This window comes from Desulfallas thermosapovorans DSM 6562, from assembly GCF_008124625.1.
Classification (GTDB): Bacteria; Bacillota; Desulfotomaculia; order Desulfotomaculales; family Desulfallaceae; genus Sporotomaculum; species Sporotomaculum thermosapovorans.
The window spans coordinates 66,715-86,158 of record NZ_VNHM01000006.1; the positions used below are offsets into that span (position 1 = coordinate 66,715).

At 46.1% G+C, this 19,444-nt stretch carries 15 protein-coding genes; 5 read left to right on the plus strand and 10 right to left on the minus strand.

Annotated elements, in window-relative coordinates; translation table 11 throughout:
- Positions 1-60: 60 nt before the first annotated feature.
- Both feoB and LX24_RS06630 read right to left on the minus strand, forming a co-directional pair.
- Complete coding sequence (gene feoB, locus LX24_RS06625) at positions 61-2,013, minus strand: ferrous iron transport protein B (RefSeq protein ID WP_166511359.1); 1,953 nt, start codon at positions 2,011-2,013, stop codon at positions 61-63.
- Between the two features lie 98 nt (positions 2,014-2,111).
- Positions 2,112-2,384: a FeoA family protein gene (locus LX24_RS06630; protein ID WP_166511360.1), complete on the minus strand. Its 273-nt coding sequence runs from the start codon at positions 2,382-2,384 to the stop codon at positions 2,112-2,114.
- A gap of 160 nt (positions 2,385-2,544) precedes the next feature.
- Here LX24_RS06630 and LX24_RS06635 point away from each other — a divergent pair, with 160 nt between their 5' ends.
- A complete protein-coding gene (locus tag LX24_RS06635) occupies positions 2,545-2,694 on the plus strand; it encodes a hypothetical protein (RefSeq protein WP_166511361.1) in 150 nt (49 codons plus the stop codon).
- A gap of 275 nt (positions 2,695-2,969) precedes the next feature.
- On the opposite strand, the gene LX24_RS06640 is transcribed toward LX24_RS06635, so the two are convergent.
- The 4 genes from LX24_RS06640 to LX24_RS06655 form a co-directional block, all read right to left on the minus strand.
- The gene (locus LX24_RS06640) at positions 2,970-4,931 is read right to left on the minus strand and encodes a methyl-accepting chemotaxis protein (RefSeq protein ID WP_166511362.1); all 1,962 of its coding nucleotides are present in this window, start codon (positions 4,929-4,931) and stop codon (positions 2,970-2,972) included.
- 61 nt (positions 4,932-4,992) lie between these two features.
- The gene (locus tag LX24_RS06645) at positions 4,993-6,240 is read right to left on the minus strand and encodes a nickel-dependent lactate racemase family protein (protein WP_166511363.1); all 1,248 of its coding nucleotides are present in this window, start codon (positions 6,238-6,240) and stop codon (positions 4,993-4,995) included.
- 134 nt (positions 6,241-6,374) lie between these two features.
- Complete coding sequence (locus LX24_RS06650; RefSeq protein ID WP_166511364.1) at positions 6,375-6,524, minus strand: hypothetical protein; 150 nt, start codon at positions 6,522-6,524, stop codon at positions 6,375-6,377.
- A gap of 54 nt (positions 6,525-6,578) precedes the next feature.
- Positions 6,579-7,706 (minus strand): radical SAM protein, encoded by a 1,128-nt coding sequence (locus LX24_RS06655; protein ID WP_243131648.1) that lies wholly within the window; start codon positions 7,704-7,706, stop codon positions 6,579-6,581.
- 552 nt (positions 7,707-8,258) lie between these two features.
- On the opposite strand from LX24_RS06655, the gene LX24_RS06660 reads away from it, so the two are divergent.
- Together LX24_RS06660 and LX24_RS06665 are read left to right on the plus strand one after the other, a co-directional pair.
- The gene (locus LX24_RS06660) at positions 8,259-9,551 is read left to right on the plus strand and encodes a sulfite exporter TauE/SafE family protein (protein WP_166511366.1); all 1,293 of its coding nucleotides are present in this window, start codon (positions 8,259-8,261) and stop codon (positions 9,549-9,551) included.
- 4 nt (positions 9,552-9,555) lie between these two features.
- Positions 9,556-10,266 carry a hypothetical protein gene (locus LX24_RS06665; RefSeq protein WP_166511367.1) on the plus strand — a complete coding sequence of 237 codons (711 nt, stop codon included), beginning with the start codon at positions 9,556-9,558 and terminating at the stop codon, positions 10,264-10,266.
- A gap of 116 nt (positions 10,267-10,382) precedes the next feature.
- On the opposite strand, the gene LX24_RS06670 is transcribed toward LX24_RS06665, so the two are convergent.
- Positions 10,383-10,823 carry a hypothetical protein gene (locus LX24_RS06670; RefSeq protein ID WP_166511368.1) on the minus strand — a complete coding sequence of 147 codons (441 nt, stop codon included), beginning with the start codon at positions 10,821-10,823 and terminating at the stop codon, positions 10,383-10,385.
- A 633-nt stretch (positions 10,824-11,456) separates the two neighbouring features.
- Between LX24_RS06670 and LX24_RS06675 the strand changes: the two genes are divergently transcribed.
- Positions 11,457-12,992 (plus strand): class I adenylate-forming enzyme family protein, encoded by a 1,536-nt coding sequence (locus tag LX24_RS06675; protein WP_166511369.1) that lies wholly within the window; start codon positions 11,457-11,459, stop codon positions 12,990-12,992.
- Between the two features lie 92 nt (positions 12,993-13,084).
- On the opposite strand, the gene LX24_RS06680 is transcribed toward LX24_RS06675, so the two are convergent.
- The 3 genes from LX24_RS06680 to LX24_RS06690 all read right to left on the minus strand — a co-directional run bounded on the left by LX24_RS06680 (position 13,085) and on the right by LX24_RS06690 (position 18,066).
- Complete coding sequence (locus LX24_RS06680) at positions 13,085-14,245, minus strand: S1C family serine protease (protein WP_341473556.1); 1,161 nt, start codon at positions 14,243-14,245, stop codon at positions 13,085-13,087.
- 352 nt (positions 14,246-14,597) lie between these two features.
- A complete protein-coding gene (locus LX24_RS06685; protein ID WP_166511370.1) occupies positions 14,598-16,262 on the minus strand; it encodes an IS1634 family transposase in 1,665 nt (554 codons plus the stop codon).
- Positions 16,263-16,581: 319 nt separating this feature from the next.
- Positions 16,582-18,066 (minus strand): SLC13 family permease, encoded by a 1,485-nt coding sequence (locus LX24_RS06690; RefSeq protein WP_166511371.1) that lies wholly within the window; start codon positions 18,064-18,066, stop codon positions 16,582-16,584.
- Between the two features lie 603 nt (positions 18,067-18,669).
- Between LX24_RS06690 and LX24_RS06695 the strand changes: the two genes are divergently transcribed.
- Positions 18,670-19,242 carry a CBS domain-containing protein gene (locus LX24_RS06695; RefSeq protein ID WP_166511372.1) on the plus strand — a complete coding sequence of 191 codons (573 nt, stop codon included), beginning with the start codon at positions 18,670-18,672 and terminating at the stop codon, positions 19,240-19,242.
- Positions 19,243-19,444 lie beyond the last annotated feature (202 nt).

The window sequence follows — 19,444 nt, forward strand, 5'->3', positions numbered from 1 at the left end:
CCCCTGACTGATTAGTTTCAATGACGATATCCACCTGTAATTTTACCACAGGTTATTTCATCAACCAATAGTTTGCCTTTTTCGTGCAATAAACACGATGACAAAAAGTACTGTCAATATGATCAGTGCGGTAAGAGGCAACGTCATGACCGGGTTCATACCATGGGCAAAATTTAACACCCGGGTCAACAACCCGCCGCACACAAAAGCCAGCGTTGTAATTAACAACCAAATCGCTGTACCTTCCCGCCATCCCCGCTCCTTATAGATAACCAGCGTCGAGGCTATACAGGGCACAAACATGGTCAATGTAACCAGGGCCACAAAAATTTGCAATGGATCCATGGATATTTCCATAATACCGGCAGTACCAAAGTCACGACGAATAAATCCCATGATAAAAGCGCTCGCCGTTTCACCGGGCAGGTACAGCCACCCCATAGTCAATGGTTCCATGAGCCGTTGAATTTTTTCAATTAGCCCCGTAATACTCAAAATGCTCAACAACAGCGCGCCCCCCAAAAAAACAGGAAACGCCTCTTTAATAAAACTAAAGGTTCTGGTCCAGGATTTAAGCAGCACATTATCCAACCTGGGTAAGCGCAGCGGAGGCAAGTCCAACAGCAGCGGCACGCTGCCTCCGGGCATAAACCGGTTCAGCAAAGTACCCACCCCGGCCATCAGGCTAAAAATAATTAGCCCGTATAACAGCATATAACCCGGCCCCAAAGCGCCCAGAATAGCGGCCACAAAGGCCAGTTGGGCGGAACAGGGCACTGTAAGGGCAAGTAAAAAAGTGGCAATGCGCCGTTCCCGCTCGGTGGTCAACAGGCGGGTGGTAATTAGAGCCATGGTTACACATCCAAAACCCAACACCATTGGCACCACAGCCTGTCCGTTCAGTCCCAGATAACCCATTAACCTGTCCATTAAAATAGCTATCCGGGACATATAACCGGAGTCCTCAAGGGTTGACAGCACCAGGTAAAAACCAAGCACCAGAGGCAACAGCAGCCCCAGTACATAGGTAATGGCCATGGTCAAAAGACCAAACTGCCCGGCCAGTATAGTCCCCAGGGAAGATTTGAGATCAATAAAGCGGCCCAATAGCGAACGTATCCACGGTTCGTAATAATTGGTCATTAAAATACCTTCGGTATAGCCAACCACTGTCTGGGCAAAAAACACTCCCACCAGCTCATAAAACAACCACAGGGCTATTAGCAGCGCCGGGATACCGGTCAGCGGGCGAATCAACCAGTGCCCCAACCGGGTGGCAAAGGCCACGTCAGCGGATCTTTCAACAAGAACGGCTGCGGTAATCCCATTGGCCCGCGCCCTCCGGTCGGCGTATATTTTTTCCCTATCACCACCGGGAGCCACATTATTGCGGGCCGCCACCTCGGGATCTCCCTCCAGCGCCAATAGCGCTTCCCCCCGTGGTAAACCCAAATAGCTCGACGAAAGTAATCTTGCCACCATAACTGACGGCTGTCCGGGGCAAGCCTGGCTCAAGCGCTGGCTGAGTGTATCCAATCCCTCATTATTGGTGGCCACCGTTGGCACCACCGGTACACCAAGCAAATTTTCCAGTTTGGTCAAATTTATCTCCAACCCCCGGGCCAGTAGTTCATCAACCATATTTAATACCACCAGCATGGGAATACCCATGTCGGCAAGCTGGCAGGTAAGAAAAAGATCGCGGTCAATGTGCACCGCATCCACAACGTTTATTACCACATCAGCAGTCAGCACAGCGTCCCGCACCAGTGATTCCTCGGATGTGTTGGAAGAAAGCCCGTATACCCCAGGGGTATCTATCAGGAAGTTCTCCTCCCACTTACCACAGCAAAATTCCATGGTGGTACCCGGGAAATTGGAGACATCTACATACTGACCGGTTAACCGGTGAAAGAAAACAGATTTGCCCACATTGGGGGTACCCACCAGTACTATTCTTTTTTGTTCCGGGCCATTAGTATTTTTTCTGCTATTTTTGTTGTAATTATGCATGGCTAATTCCGTCCTTGGCAAAAAATTTTACATTTCCGGGGCACAACATCCAAACAATAAAAAAGCCCGGTAAACCGGGGTTTATTATTTAATTATATTTAACACGATTCGCTTGTCAATTGGGAAGCAATCGCTTTGGCCTCTCCCGCCCGGGCCAACAGCTCGACATGGATATTTTGCGCCAGACCCCGGCCAATGGCTATTTCCTGCCTGTGCTTGCCCAGTACCACCGGACCGGCGGGTATTACTTCCGCGCAAGTTAAAACAGATCCCTCATTAATACCCATGCGCAGTGCATTTTCTTTAATCCCGGAGTTGCCAATGAATATAATTCTAATCAAATCGCCCCGTTTCACTTTATCCAGCGTCATGTAAAATCCTCCAGTCGGTGATAAAGAAAACCGTTCTCATTCATATTATATTTTTAAGTTGTACCACGGTCAATATGTTTTTATAAAAACTTGTCCAACGGGTAAAAATATAACCATTGGTTCGAGATAATTTAATATAACCCTAGAAGGAGGTGCCCGTATGGCCAATATAGACACCAAGGGTATGGAAGTGGCCAATTTAAGCCAGGAACAGTTGAATCGCTTGATTAGCGCCGAAAAAGAATTAAATAATGCCGGCGCCGGGCAGGAAATTTACCTGCTGGCGGTATCCCGCCACCCTGAACACTAGTTTTACCGGGACGTGCCGGGGTAGCACAAAAAATATATATGTCAGTAGAGTAACGCCGCAGTAATTAGCTGCGGCGTCAACCCTGTTACAGAACGGTACGCACGGGCCACGTATACGGCTCCTTATAAATACCGGTCACTTCTCTCTTCAGTGATGCAACATTTCGACATTGTATGAAACTAAGTTAATTGGTTCAAGTCCGTCAAACCGACTGTCAGGCAACGCCCTATTTATCAGCGGGCTGGCTGAGTTTCGCCATCGTAATTTTTTTTTGCTTATTCCGCTTTAAACTTGGCCGCCATTTGCTGCAATTCCAGGGCAATGTCGGCCAGTTCTTGCGCTTCACCGGCCAGCTGCTGTATGGTGGAAGAGATTTGCTGGCTGGCTGAAGAAAGCTGCTGGGTACCCTCATTGACTTGATCCGAGCTAATAGCCAGGTTCTTGATCATATCGGTATTTTTGATTATTGAACGGGTTATTTCGTCCAGCGCCGTTCCTGCTTTACCGGCCAGCACAACCCCTTCTTCCACTCCGGACACGCTCTGTTTCGTGGCCGCTATAGCCTTATCCACACCTCCTTGCACCTGCTTAATCAGACCGGTAATTTCATCGGCGGCCCGTCCGGACTGTTCAGCAAGTTTACGTACTTCTTCGGCCACCACTGCAAATCCCCTGCCGTGCTCCCCTGCCCTGGCAGCCTCAATGGCAGCATTGAGAGCCAGCAAATTTGTCTGTTCAGCTATGTCGATAATGGCACCAGTAATTTGACCAATACGATTTGATTGACGCCCCAAATCCTCCACTGCCCCGGAGAGCATTTTGCTGTTTTCGGCAATGATATTAATTTTATCCAATGCCTGGCTCACAGCGGCATGGCCTTCCCCGGCCACCTCCCGCATACGCATCGATTCCTTTTCGGCCTCCCGGGCATTGTCCGCGCTTTGTTGGGAGGTGGCCGCCACCTCACCGGTGGTCCCGGTCACCTCTTCCATGGCTGCACTCACCTGTTGCCCGGAAGCGGCCAATTCCTGGCTGTGGGAAGATAGTTTGAAGGAATTGTCCTGTACTTTGGCCACTATGTCCCGCAAGCTGTTAATCATTTGATTAAAGCCACCCGCCAGGTCACCAATCTCATCGGCTGTATTGACCCGCACTTGCTTAGTTAAATCCCCCCGGGCCACCTGCCGGACGCTATCCAAAATTTCATTGATGGGCTGAACCATTTTTTGGGCAACCACCAGCATTAACGCCAGTCCCACCAGTACCGCGACGATTCCCAGTACCAGGATATAATTACGCAGGCTATATACAGGGGCAAGAAAATCATTTACCGGTGAAGTGAGAGCTATGGACCACCCCATACCCTCATAGCCGCCCCAGCCGTCCAGGGGGACATAGGCCACATATTTATCCACCCCTTCGAAGGAGTAACGTGCAAAACCGCTTTCGCCCCGGATCATTTTTTGACCGGCAGTCGCCAGCTCTTCCACACCCAATTGCAGTACATTGTCCCGCAAGATCATTTCCCTTACGGGGTGTGCCATAAATACTCCTTCTTTGTTAATAATATAAGCATACCCGCTTTTACCCGCCTCTTGCTGGGCAACGGCAAATTCGTCCACCATGGCCCAAATACTGTCCTCCAATATCAAACGGGTAGTAATTGTGCCGATAATATTGCCGTCATCATCCCTAACCGGACCGGCAAAATTTATAATCGGTTTTTGCAAGTCAATGGATAATCTAACATCAGATATGTACAAATTACCTTGAATGGCGGATTTAAACCATTCCAATTCATTTTTCATCATCCCCACAGTACCGTCGCTATCAGCAATCTGCAGCCCCTTTGTATCTGTCAGGGAAATGGTATCATAGTGTCCGTAATCCGCTTTAAATTTACTGAGCAGGGCCGACTTTTCCTCCGCCGGGGCCTTGGCATCCATTAATAAAGGATGTTCGGCCATAATCAGCACATCCCGGCTGCGCTCATAGATATATTTGTCTATCATATCAGCATATATTTTACCATTATTCAAAAGCATTTCTTCAGTAAATTTAAACAGCATATCCCCGGATTTATTATACGATAGATAACCAATTGATAATACTAAAATAACTATTATTACCGTGGAAAATAAAGCCAGTTTCGTTTTAATGCCAATACGCACCTGCCCGGCATAAAACACCCGCTGTTTTATGCCTGTCACCACCTTTCTGTATACTATTTGCGACATATATCACATTCGTTTGCTAAAATTTTACTCCACGGTTAAATCTTTGTCAAACAATATCATATTAGATCCCGGGCATTATCAATGCCGCTTCGGGCATAACGACGGCCCGGTAATTATCGCCATGCTTGCGGGTAACAATTTTTAACGCCTCTTCAAAATCCGCAGCCGGGGTCATAAAAAAGTTACGCACCGTGTGTCCAGGCATAGAAGAAATCAAAATCACGGAGATTTTTTCCACCAGCTCGGCCAGCAAGTATGCTTTATGGCCTCCCAAAACAAATCCTTTTTTCAGCCTGGCAGTAATGTCCCGGGGATTTTTGGCCCCAGCGACCCAGTTTTCCAACACAGCATTTCCCACCCCCTGGGCACACTGGGCGCAAATCACCAGAGTCCCTCCTTCGGTAATCAGCTTGGCCGCATTGCGCATGGATTTAATGGCCTGGTATAAATTAATATCCCGGGGATATCCCCCGGCACTGGCTAATCCCACCTCAGCCTGTTTTTCGCCACTCACTTGCACTGCCTTGCGGCACAAATCAACCCCCGCCAGCCAGGCTTTTTCGGGGTCACCGGCCACCACCTGAACCGGTCTGTGCTCGCTATCCGCCACAACATTGATAATAAAATCGGGCCGGACCAAACCCATTGCTTCCATCATGATACGATGCACAGGGTTACCATCCAGTTTTCCCGCACCTATGCCCCCTGTGGTGAGTAATGCATGATTGGCCGACACGGCTTCCATACCGGCCACCCCGGGGAGAATTGATTTACGTCCCCCGGAGAAACCGGCTAACTCATGGGGCGCGATGAGCCCGGTGAGAATAAGCATATCCGCCCCGGCCACCAGGGGGTTTACCCCCAGTTTACACCCGTTGCTCAACATACCCATATAAACAAGCTCACCCCGGCAGTCGTGATTAATAATCCTGTAACCCTGCACCGCCGGTCCCAGTGACCGGGCATGTTCTTCCCCAGTATTGCCCCGGTGCGCCCCGGTGGCCACCACAAAAGTTATGGCAGTCTTATTAACTCCAGCCTCCTCCAGGTCCCTTAACAGGGCAGCCAACAGGAAACGGTACGGAGTGGGGCGGGTGTGGTCATTAACAACTATGGCAACTTGCTCCGGGCGTCTTTCTTTAACCAGCTGGGACAGCGCCGGGGAAGCAATGGGATTTTGCATAGCCGCCACAGACAAAGACCAGGGGTCGTCTATTTGAGGGAAACAAGGTTTAATTACGCTTTGCACGTGATTATCAGGCAGGTCAAGGCTCAGTTCGCCATGCCCGTATTTCATTTTGCATTGCATTGGCTCACCTTATCTCAAAAAGTAGAATATGACGCTCCGCGATGACGTTATAGTCTCTTGAATACCGAATTTATACACAAAAAAATCCGTTTGGCAACTAATTTAGTTTAACCAAACGGGTTTACGATATGCAGTTAACCGGCCAGCCACATGATAAAAAACATAAGTAACGAACAGCCCGTAAAAAACAAAAAGATAAGTAAAAATACCGGATCAACAGCCAGGCGGCCAATGATTATTTTCTTAGGCCCGCTTTGCTTATCATGCCCGTTTCTGTTGGACAAATTCATCCCTCCGTGCCAATATACAACCCGCACCATAACCGCCGGAGCCAGACATTACACAAATTGGCGACGCATCCTGGCCAACTCCGCCTGTAGTTTTTCCGGGCTGTTTATTTTGTTGAGCAAATTCTCCACATACCCAACTCTGTTTCGGTCCCGCATGTCATTCATATTTACAAAAACCCCGGCCCGCCTGCCTAGCTGAAAAATCGCTTTTTCTTTCGGTGTCATGTCCAGGTAGCGATCTATAATACCCAAAAGCCTTTCCCGGTCAGCGGGTAAGGTACCTTCAAGTTCCTGCAGTAAATTTAAAACGTGGTCACTGACCACCGTTACATTGACCCCTGATAATGATGCCAGCAGCAACCGCTGCTCTGTCACTGCTTCATCCTCATCTAATGGCGTAAAATCACCGCTTAACATCATTTCATATAATGGTGTGTTTTTGCGCACCGCCAGTGTCCTAAAACGGATAAAATCCGGTTTTCCCTGGTTAATTACGGCGGCGGTTTCCAGGGCATGTTCCCGGGAATGCTCCCTGCCACCTAAACCCGGTATGATATACCAGCAGAGGGATATACCCGCCGCTGCAATTTTTTGGCCCGCTTCTACCAACTGTTTGGCGGTAATCCCCTTGCGGACCTTTTTCAATACTATATCAGAACCCGATTCCATACCCATGTGTATCCTAACCAGCCCCGCCTCCCGCAATTCCCGCAATTCCCCGGGGTTCTTTCTGGAGGCAGTGTCAGCCCTGGCGTAGGTAGTTATTCTTTCCACCGATGGCCAGGTGGCCCGCACATACTTTATAATATGCACCAAATCAGAAGTCTTTAAGATAAGCGAATTGGCATCTTGCAAGAAAACATTTTTCGCACCTTGATATAGCCACCAGGCCACATGGTAATGCAGATAACCATAAACGGCCCCCGCCTCACTTACCACCTGTCCGTTGATTCGTCCTCCCCATCCCTTGTCCCGGGAAATCTGTCTGACCTGTTCGGTTACCATGGCCAGCGTGTCTATATCCCGCTTGATCTCCTCAATCGCACGCCTGCTGAACTGTTTGCCGTTATAAGTGCTGCAAAAAGCGCATTTGTTCCAAGGGCAATTTCTGGTAACCCGAATAAGCAAACTGGATGCCTCGCTGGGCGGCCTTATTGGACCTTGCTCGACATGCAAAAAAATCCCCCCGCTCATATAACACCGTTGTAAGACGGTAACATTCTTGAAAAAAGTATATATTACCAACGGAAGTACTGCAAGCCTGTAGAAAAACCATCTACCAAGGTAACAAGGTAAAAAAATTTCAATTGATTGTGAAAAACTTTACAAGTGCCTGTTGACAAATGTAGTGACATATATATACTTATTATTAAGTAATCAATTAGGTAATAACCGGCTCATTTGTTCACTAAAGCAACTCCATGTCAAGCGTGGGTACTTGAGTAGGAATAGCCATTTGGGGGAGGTATGAACAAGGATACCTTTGCAATAAGCCGGAAGGGAAGTGATAATGACAAGAAGAAAGAAGTATTTTTTTTCACTACATTTGTGAAATTTTTCACCATCTTAGCCCAATCAAATTAGGGGTTAAGGACTCATTTAATTAGAATTTTTGTCATTGCCCCGGGGACCCCTTGACCCCGGAGTAGATACCACAGTTATCGATTTGGATATTTCAGTATTAACCGTTATTCATCTTCAATCGTTTAAAAAAAGGGGGGCAAACCCATGAGGAGAGTCTACGAGGGCATGATGCAGGCCTCAAGGTCATATGCCCGGTGGGAGATAGCAAACTCCAACGCCATATTAAGAGATCGCAAAAGAGTATTCCTTTTATTCGTTATGCTTTTGCCTGTAATTATCCCGGCCATTGCCCACGCCGCAAGCGGCACCGGATTACCGGAGATAATCGGAGGTAAATCAGCTTACGGTCCTTCATATTATAACCCGACCATCTTTTACGGCTCCATATTGGTGGGTCTTGCCGCAGGTCTAATCACAGGGTGTGTAGGCGCCGGCGGCGGATTTATCATCACCCCCGCCCTGATGACCATGGGTGTTAAAGGGATTATGGCCGTAGGTACCGACCAATTCCATATTTTTGCCAAATCCATTATGGGCACTGTGGTGCACAAAAAACTTGGCAACGTCCATGTTGGTTTGGCCATAGCATTCTTATGCGGTTCACTGCTGGGAGTTACCGCAGGCGGCATGCTGAACAGGGCGCTTTTTACCATGAACCCTGCATTAAGTGGTTTTGTAATAAATACCGTATATGTTATTATGCTTGGCTTCTTAGCCATTTATGCATTAAGCGACTTCTTCAGATCCAGAAAATCCGGAAATTCCAGCAATGCCCACGGTCACGGCGGAGGATCTACCGATCTTACCAGTATAGCAAGAAAAATGCAATCAGCCAAGATTCCGCCCATGATAACCTTTGACCAGGATATCTATCCCGGCGGCAGGAAAATTTCCGGCGTATTCGTGGCTATTTGCGGATCCATCGTCGGCTTCATGGCCGCGATCATGGGTGTAGGCGGCGGTTTTTTAACCTTCCCCATGTTCGTATATGGCCTCGGCGTATCATCCTTTACCACTGTAGGCACTGATATTTTGCAAATTATCTTTACCGCCGGTTTTGGTGCCATTACCCAGTATGCAATTTACGGTTATGTGTTCTACACCCTGGCCATGGGCATGCTGGTGGGTTCCCTGCTGGGCATTCAAGTGGGGGCCATGACCACCAAGGTTGTATCCGGTGCCACTATTAACGGTTTTTACGCCATCACCATCCTGGCGGGCTTTGTAAACAGGCTGTTTGATATGCCCAAAAACCTCCAGCAAATGGGCTATATTTCAATAAGCTCTGGAACAGTTAGCCTTATTTCACAGATTGGCGCAGTTGTCTTCTTTGCCATTGTCGGAATTTTTGCCGCCTGGGTCATAGGGGTATTTATCAAGAGCGTACCCAGATTGCGGGAAGAAGCAGCACTGGCCTCCGGCGGAAAGGGGGAATGACTTCATGATCACCAATAAGAAAACATTCACCCTGGGTATTGTGTTAATGTTTTCATTTATGGCTGTGTTCGCCTTTATAATGTCGCCTTCCTTCGGCAACGGCCGAAACGGCCTGGAATATGCCGATGACATGTTTAACTCGCTTTCCAAGGGCTCCGCCTACTTTATTGAAGAAGAAATGGGGAAGGCGGATCAGATGACCGGCCATGAAATTAATGTGACGATCGCGGCGGCTGATAACACCCAAGCTCAAACCTGGGAAAAACTTTACACCGCTGCCGGCGCTGATATCAGCGTTAGCGGCACTGAACTCACCCTGAGTGGCGATCTTGGCGGTATTCTTAAAGCAGCCATTGCTGACAGCGATGCCATGTACAACAACCAGGGTGACCGGATTGCCGGCAGTTATGGTGTGGAGGCCAAGGTTGCAGTCTATGGCTGGCACACTTCATTTAAGGCCATAAGCGCTGCCCTGGAGAAGCAGCAAAGTTTCGCGGAATCTGCTGCCATCCAGAGTGTCATGCAAAAAGCCCTGGAACCCTCTTACAATTACTATGGCATTGAACCCAAAAAGGTTGCGGACTATGCAGCAGTTGTCATTTTGTTACTGGTCTTCTACGTTGTGTATACCATGTGGTACGGTTTCGCCATCTACTTTTTGGCTGATGGTTTCGGCATTACCGCCACCAAATCGGCCCAAAAGGTTCAAGCTTAACGAAACCGGGTAAGGCCCGACCAAGCTAACCCGGTTCCCTCTCGCTACTATACTGCCAGCAGTAATGCCGGCAGTTTTTTTTATCTATTTTGTATATATATCTTACTGTATTTCAACTAAGCGTACCGATAGCCCGAGGAAAAACGCGCCAGATAAGTTGGACCGTCCATTTCCCAATACCCCGCAGGAGGTTTGGCATTATGGCGTATCGAAGCCACGGAGAATTTCTGGCTACTAACCACCAGGGAGCTACAATCGTTTAACTGCACCTTCTCTCCCGGTCCGATAATCCGGTAATTCCCCTGGTACCCTATAGCTTCAAAAACACATATATAGCAATCACCGGTATCAATTGATGTTACGGGAGGCATATTATAAAAATTTCGAATTGATGTATTGGGTATCAGGGGGTAAGAAAAGTTGCCGTGCCAAATGCGAGCTTTCTTTGTAATATTTGGTGCACTAAAAAAACCTTCCAAAGATTTTAACAAGTGCTGCATTACATTTGCTATTCCCAACTCAAAACCGTGATTACTTGTTTGGGATATACTCGACATTTTTACTCACCACCCTTTTCGTATATAATAACCAACTCCTGAAAATCAGGAACCGTTTTCATGCCGAAAAGCAAATTTTGCAAACCTAAAACCCATTAACTAAAGTCTAGTGTTTCACAAATTAATCTTTTCGGTTTGGGATACCTGATTATATTTTACCTTGTCACCACATTTTTTAGCAAGCTTTTTTTGCGAGAATAGCGATATATAACATCTTTTTATTAATGTGGTTTTATTATTTGTCATTGGTTTTAATCTTTTACTTGGGTGGTGTAAAAAAATAGGCTGCCCATTAAATATGGACAACCTATCGTTGTTCGATTCGGCAAAGGAGCAATTTGAAACTTAATCAAATATATATTATCAAGAAACACCCAATATGTCAACATTAAATTAGAACATTTAAAGTAAAATAGCAAAACATCGATAAACCAGGGTTACACGAATTATTACAATAAAGCATTTGACCTTACAATATCTTAACAAAGAAGGATTTCCGCACTTTTATAGAGAATCATATTGTATGCCATGTAATAGGAAATATAATGATACAGGCTTCATAATATATTTCATCATATATCAGGATAAATCGCTTATAACCCCTATCTCCGGCACAACAAGGAGGGTATCCACATGAACCTGCCTACAAGGCTTGCAGAAATAGCAAGGGTTTCCCCGGGTCAGGAAGCCATTGTTTTTAAGAACCAAAGATTGACCTACACTCAATTGGATACCCGGGTCAGCCAGTTGGCCAGTGGCTTAAAGCAACTGGGCATTAAAACGGGTGACCGGGTACTGTTAGCCATGCGTAATTGCCCGGAATACGTCATTGCTTATTACGCCATAATGCGCATGAAGGGTATCGTGGTGCCAGTCAACCCTCATTATACCATTAATGAAATGGGTGTAATTATTAAGGACTGCCAGCCGGCCGCCGTAATAACCTGCCCGGAAAAACAGGAATTATTTGAAAAAATAAGCCGGACAATAAAAATCCCGGCCGGAATAATTGTTAACAGCTGCGACCCTGAAAAAGAGGACATCTTCACTTATGAACAAATTAATAAAAAGGGAACTGCTGCTTTTCAAGAAGTAAAATACAGCCATGAAGATGTGGCTGAAATCATGTATACCGCCGGCCAGGCCGGAAAACCCAAAGGGGCAATGCTGACCAGCTATAATCTTTATAGCAATGCACTGACATTCGCCCAGGTTTGTTCCTTAAGCCCGGCAGATCGCGCCCTGCTGACGGCACCTGTCTACCATGCGGCTGCCCAGACCTGCGTAATGAATGGTACAATTGTTTCAGGTGGCACCCTTGTTATACAGGAGGGCTGGAGAGGTGCAGAGGAAGTTTTGAAGGAAATAGCTGAGGAAAAGATCACCTTTTTCTTTGGCACGCCCACAATGTACAGCCTGCTTTTGAAGTACCCGGAACTCGACAAATGCAATGTTAAATCATTGCGCATAGCCCTTTGCGGTGGTGCCAGTCTACCGCCGGGACTTTATGAATCAATGATTTCAAAGTTAGGCATATCACTTGTCGAAGGCTATGGTTTAACTGAAACATCTCCGGTGGTAACTATTAACTTTATTGGCGAGTCCGGCAAAAGGGGATCTGTGGGCAAACCCATTCCTGGTGTGGAAGTCAAGATATTTGATTACGAAGACCGCGAAGTACCAAAAGGCCAGGTAGGTGAAATTGTTGTCCGCGGTCCCAACGTAATGAAAGGGTATTTAAACCTGGAAGAGGAAACGCGATGGCTTATGCGTAACGACTGGTTTCACACCGGCGACTTGGCCTATGAGGACAATGACGGCTACATTTATATAGTAGATCGCAAAAAGGACCTTATTATCCGCGGCGGGTTAAATATTAATCCCCGTGAAATTGAAGAAGTGCTTTACGACCACCCGGGCATATTTGAAGTTGCCGTGGTGGGCGTCCCGGACGCGGTAATGGGCGAGGAGATATTAGCCTATATCATGCCCAGGGAAGGACACGAAATGACCGAAGCGGAACTGAAGACCTTTTGCAAGGATAAAATGGCCAAGTATAAAATACCCCGCTATTTCCGCTTTGTAGACAATTTACCCAAAACATCATCCGGCAAGTTAATGCGCAAAGAATTGCAAAGTTGGATGGCCAAACAAAAACCTCCGGTTTAAAACCGGAGGTTTTTTTGTTACACCTGGCACCGGGTTTGGAGGTTTAAGCAAAGCATAAAAAGCATTCATACCAAAGCCGGTATTGTAAATTCCTATTGCAGGTTTGCCGGCTTCTCTCCCACTTGAACAGTAACATAAAGGGCACTGTGTTCCCGGTATACCCGAAGCAGTATTTTTTGCCCCACACCCGCATTTTGGATTTCTTCCGCCAGTTGCTCGGAGTTCTTGACGGGTTTCTCATTTATCTCCAAAATCACATCACCCTGGCGCAGACCCGCACTGGCAGCAGGACTTTGCGGCACAACACCGACCACCACAACCCCGTCGTCACTGGCTAGACCAAAATAATCCACCAGTTCAGGAGTCAGATCCTGCATTTGTATACCCAACCACGGCCGAATCACCTTACCCTTTTCCATCAACTCTCCCAGCACGTCGTTAACCGTGCTGGTAGGTATGGCAAAACCAATCCCCTGAGCTTGGGCCACCGCAGTATTAATGCCGATCACCTCACCATGCAAATCCAGCAATGGACCACCGCTGTTGCCGGGGTTAATGGCGGCGTCGGTCTGCAGCAAATTTTTGTAATATCTTCCCTCCACGGGTACCGGCCTTCCCTTGGCGCTGATCACTCCCACTGTTACGGTATGATCAAAACCGTAGGGGTTGCCTATGGCAATAACCCAGTTACCAACCTGGATATTGCCGGAATCCCCCAATTCTAAATGGGGCAAGTCTTTGCCGGCTTCTATTTTTAGTAACGCCAAATCCAGATCATAATCCGCGCCTATCAATTTGGCCTCATATTGTTTTTCATTATCCTGCATCTCCACCATCACTCTATCGGCTCCCGATATCACATGTTCATTGGTTAAAACATAGCCGTCAGGGGATATTATAAACCCCGAACCCAAACCACTTTCCGTGCGGGGCTGCGGCCCGGAAGAACCGAAAAAATAACGGAAGAACGGATCATCCCAGAACGGGTCGTTACGGGTTCCCCGGTTTATTTTTTCTACATTTATTTTAACCACGGCAGGCCCGGCATTCTTGACGATTTCAGCTATGGTGCCGGCACTCACTCCTGGAACGACCTGTTCGGCGTTTGTCTTATTGCCGAGCAAAATATTTTTTGCCCCGTTTCCGTCTCCTTGCCCGTCATTTACCAGAAGACAACCCCCGGCAAACATTACGCCGGCGACAAACGCGGCCAGCCCGATAAATAATAGGCGGCGCCTGAATTCAACCGACACAAATCTACCCCCTGTCATCATGCCTTACTTTTATTTTATAATAGCAGATGTCGCTTTATTTTTCTATTCAACCACCAAAAAAGCCGCCTGGTATTAGACCATAGCCGATTAACAATGGGGGGAACAAGCCGTGATTTACACCGCCCGCTGTAAGTGGTGACAAATTCCGTGACAAAAATTTTTAAAAAACTATTGAATTATGGTGCCAGGTTGTGTTAATATGTTGTGTAAAAGTAGGGTTTAAAATTTACAAATTTTCGGTGGCTCTTTTTGAGAATCTTTCAACAAACCAAAACAGAAAAAAATAGCTGTCCGTTACCAGACAACTATAAATAAAATTCCCGTTGGCGTATTAAACTACGGTTCTATGTTCTTTAGGCAAGCCAATGGCATTTAATATATCATCTTGGTGTTTGGAAATGTGGGTTAATGATTTAAATTCCTGATCATCCAACTGGTTTATAACAATCTTGATATCTTCCAGCATAAGCAGTGCTTGACGCACATCAAATGTTAGTCCCGCTTGCCGCAACAACCTTTCCAAAAATTTTTCCAAAATAACAGCCAGAACACAGACAAATATATTAGCTGATACTTTAAGTTCAGCGTGCAGCAAATTTGGCCACGGCTCGAAGTTTTTGATTTCCCTGAATGATTCCGCCATCAGGGCAAGTCCTGTATAAGCTTTAATTACCTCTTGACCTCTAAGAAAATTATTGTTGCTTTCCAGAAGAAAAGCTCCGGCCAACATACCATCCTGCTCCAGCAAATCATCTCTGCGCCGAAAACTAAATTCTTTAGCATTTTCATTATAATGCCATTCGAAGTATTTACGGCAATAGCTATCTTTAAAAACAGGCAGGTTTTTGTTGAATGCCGGCTTACCGTTAATACCACGCCTATCTTCCACTGCCTTTTGAACAGCTCTTAATTCATTCTCTATATCGTGCAACCTTTCACCGAGAAGAGCTTTCACTTGCTCTGATCCCGTGGGGTTACTGCATAAGAGGTACCTGATATCGCCATCCCTAATTTCCTTGAACCACAAGTCCTCAGATACTTCCTGAAATTCATGCCTGTTTGCATACCATTCATTAATAAATAGCTCTCTTTTTTGCCTGGTCATTAATTTACTGCCAATAATATAATCATAATTATGGGCAACTAAAATTTCCAGGTTAGGGTTGCTCATAATATTGCGCTCCCCTATAAAAATACACCTATCTGTATCAAAGTTCGCCTTCAGGTAATCCATCACACTTCTCAGTTCCCAATCATCCGAAGATTCTCGCAAAACGCGGTGTCCTAAAGGCATACCATCCCGGCTAACCAGCAACCCGAAGTCCACCTTTTGATATTCTTCAGGTTCCCCTATGATATATTTACCGTATGCTGTCAAATTTAGTTCCATCCTGGGTGCCGGTTCTATCATACCCGTGGTGAGGCGACAAAACGCCAGGTCAGTATTAATGTGCGTCAAGGAAGTTAATTTTTCAAACAATCTTTTTTCCAGCTCTTCCTTGTAATCGGCAACCACATCCAGTGCCCGGTAAAAATGTTGCGCGGATAGTTCCTTTCCTGACAGTGACGGCATATACAGGCATTTATACCAATCACTGATGGCCTGTTTGTGTTGCGGTTGAATAACCTGGTTAATGGCCATCAATTCAACCAGCAAAGGTATATTTATTGATTCGTCATCCCTGTTCGGACTTGCCACAACATCCCGAATAATCCCATCAACATCCAGCAGTTCCCATACTCTATGAATAGCCAGGACTTCTCCATAGCGTAATATTTTTTTAGTTTCCAAATTGCCGGGTTGGCGGGAAACTCCGCATATTTTTGATAAGCCGGCAATCAACCCGCTAACCTTATCTGGAGTCAGCTTATCCATACTGCCCAAATTAGCAATAACCCGTTGTTTGACCTTATCGCCTTCCCTGTAATTTTCTATTAATTTCAGGTAGGTATATTCTTTACCGTTACTACGGCTGGTTATTTTCCGGAAAAACACTAGAATCACCACCTTGCCGTATAAAAATATAACCACACAATTATACGTTTAATTAAATAATATGATCGCTACTGGCACATTACCACCGGCCATCACGCTTATAATTTTTACCCCGTGGTTTTCACCACTTTTAAGCACTACCTCTCGCTATGTTTTCCATGGGGAAAACACTTTATCTATTTAAACTTAATATATCACATCCATAGTCTTTGTGCAATATTTCACCAGGCAGATTTAAATAGTTTAAATAGTTTGAATTATTAATCATAAGTACCAGGCACCATTAATATTGTCACTTTTTTTCATTTAAAATTTGCAGTTACCAGACTCCCAGCAAGTGCCACCACATACCCGCCAGGCCAACCACTATAAGCGTAAGGGATAGTATAAACAACAGGCTGCCCGCCCTTAAAAAATCCGATGCCTTTAAAAACCCCGGCCCGTAAACTATGGCATTGGCCGGAGTGGCTATGATCAGCAAATACGACAGGGCCGATCCCAAGGAGGTGGCCACCCCAATGGCGCTGGGAGAGGTACCGGTCAATTCCGCCGCCTGGATAAAAACCGGCCCCAAAAGGGCCACGGTCGGCCCATCAGCCATGGTACTGGTGGTAAACGCAGTTATGGCGGTAGTTACAGCCAGCAGCGATAGACCCATAGTCACCCCAATGGCGGCTGCGGCATCAAGCAGTTGAGCGGCCAACCAGGCCGCCGCACCGGTGGCCACCAGCATTTTGCCCATGGATATGGCCCCTGCATACAGGAGTACCACGCCCCACTGGGTTCTTTGCTGTAAATAACTCCAGTCCACCAAACCTAATACAGTCGCCGCGACGATGCCTATCATGGCTATATTACCCACCCCCAACTGGCGGCTGAACAACACCCAACCCGCCACCACCAAAAGGAATATGGCCAGGGCAAGTTTCGCCCGGACAGTCATAGGGCCGTCGGCATCAATTTCCTGCTGTATCCTTTCCAATACTTCCTCCAAATCACTAACTTCAGGTTTAAACAATTTCAGCAGCCAAAAAGACACCAGGGGTATCATCAGCAAGGTAAACGGGAAGGCCATCAAAATCCACTGGCCGTAACCCATATTGATCCCCAGGCTGTTTAAATAACTTAACATCAGAGCGTTACGGGCACCGCCTGAAGGTGTAAACACTCCGCCTATAATCACCCCGTAGGCAATGGCCAGCATCATCAGCTTGCCAAGATTGGGTACTTTTTTAATACCCCCGCTTAAGGATACAATGCCTACACCTATGGGTAGCATAATGGTCACCGTAGCATGCTCGGTGATGAAACCGGCGCTTAAAGCACAAAAAGCAACCATACCCGGCACTACCCGGCTAATCCTGGTTCCGGATATGCTGAGCATGTACATGGCCAGCTTATTATGTATATTATATTTAACCAGCATGGCCCCCATCATCAGCACACCCATAATAAATACCACGGTATCGTCCATAAAAGTACGCGGCACTTCCTGGTATGCACTGATACCCATGATAATCTGATAAGAGCCAATTATCATGGCGGTCATGGGGAGTGGAACAGCTTCGGTCAAAAAACAAACCACCACAAATACCCACAGGCCGATGGCATATTTACCTTCTTTGGAAAGCCCTTCGGGCGTAGGCATTAGACAAATAAAAACAAGCAGCAACATGGCTAAAATAAGCCATTTGCGCTCGTCAAACCGCCGTTTTGGACTGCCGCTCGGGGGCAAAATTTCATGTCCGGAAGGGTTATCCTTATTTCTGAAATCTTTTAAATCAATAATTTTGCGCGTATCCATAAAACCCTCGTTTAACCATATATCTAGACGGGCATATTGACAGCCGGTTATCTTTAATTATACTTCAACAGCAACAAAAAAACAGCACCCTTTATACCATAAAAAGGGTGCAAGGAACACTTGAGCAGATAAAACCATCCACTGGATAGCATTAAACAATAATAACCAGTGGACTTGCCCAAAAATTTTTTTATTTTAAATGTGAAACATTGCACTATGTTACTGGTTATTGTATAATTACTCTAAAAAATATATCTTCTACGACGCACAAAAACACGTTGTTTATACAAAAAACTTGATAATTTATTTGTCAACGCAAAGGGGGTGTTAATAAAATAAAAAGCGTATCAGGGAAGTCCTTTAACCCGGCCCCCACCCGGTCAAAGATAACTTCCCCTGTTCCTTAACACTTTAAAGTTACTTTAATTACTACAGTATAACACGACACGCCTGAAAAACTTTTGTCATTATATTTATCATACTTTTTAATATTCTGCTTTTGTAAATAATATCACAACTAAAGCCTTTTGACAATAATTTTGTTTATATTTTCGTCACTACTTATAAAAACATGGTAATGGTAAGCGAAGGGAGGCATTTAATATGGATAGCCCCTGCGAAAAAAAGGTGCAAGACATTATGATCCCCATCTACGATTACCCCACAGTTTCTGCCCAGGCAACCCTTAAAACTGCCGTACGGGTACTGGCAAACGCATATACATCACAAAAAAACAAGCCCCGAACGGGACGCCAGTGTGTTTTTGTTGTGGAAAACAATGAAATGGTGGGTACATTTGGTGTCACCGAATTGCTCTCAGCCATTGAGCCCCGTCATCTAAAGGGAACCGTGTTTGGTGGCACAAAAACATACAATGTTTGGGCAATGCCAATTTTTTGGGAAGGACTGCTCACAGAGCGCTGCTTGAAGGTTACCGGTAAGAAGGTTATTGACTACATGAAACCAATTGAAAACCATATCGGTTTAAATGATACCTTACTCAAAGCGGCATATTACATGACTCAATATAATGTTGATGAGATAGCGGTTAAGAACAAGGAACGCATTGTGGGTATGGTGCGCAGAGCCGATTTATTCCACGAAATAACTCGTTTAATTGTCAGTGAAAGGGCTCATGCCCAAAATGAATCGTACAGCCAGGCCATTTACGGATAAAACCCTGTCCCCTTTTTAAAAACCGCCGGCAACCCGAAAGAGACATTCAAGCTCAAGGTTAAAGGCACCCCAAGGGTGGGTGCCTTTTAACCAACAACAACAAAGCTTGTTCGAGAGTAGGCTTTGGGGCCGGGTGTTGAAAGGTTAAAGGTTTTCGATCTTTCAACACCTGACACCTACGTAAGCACCACAAAAGCCGGCT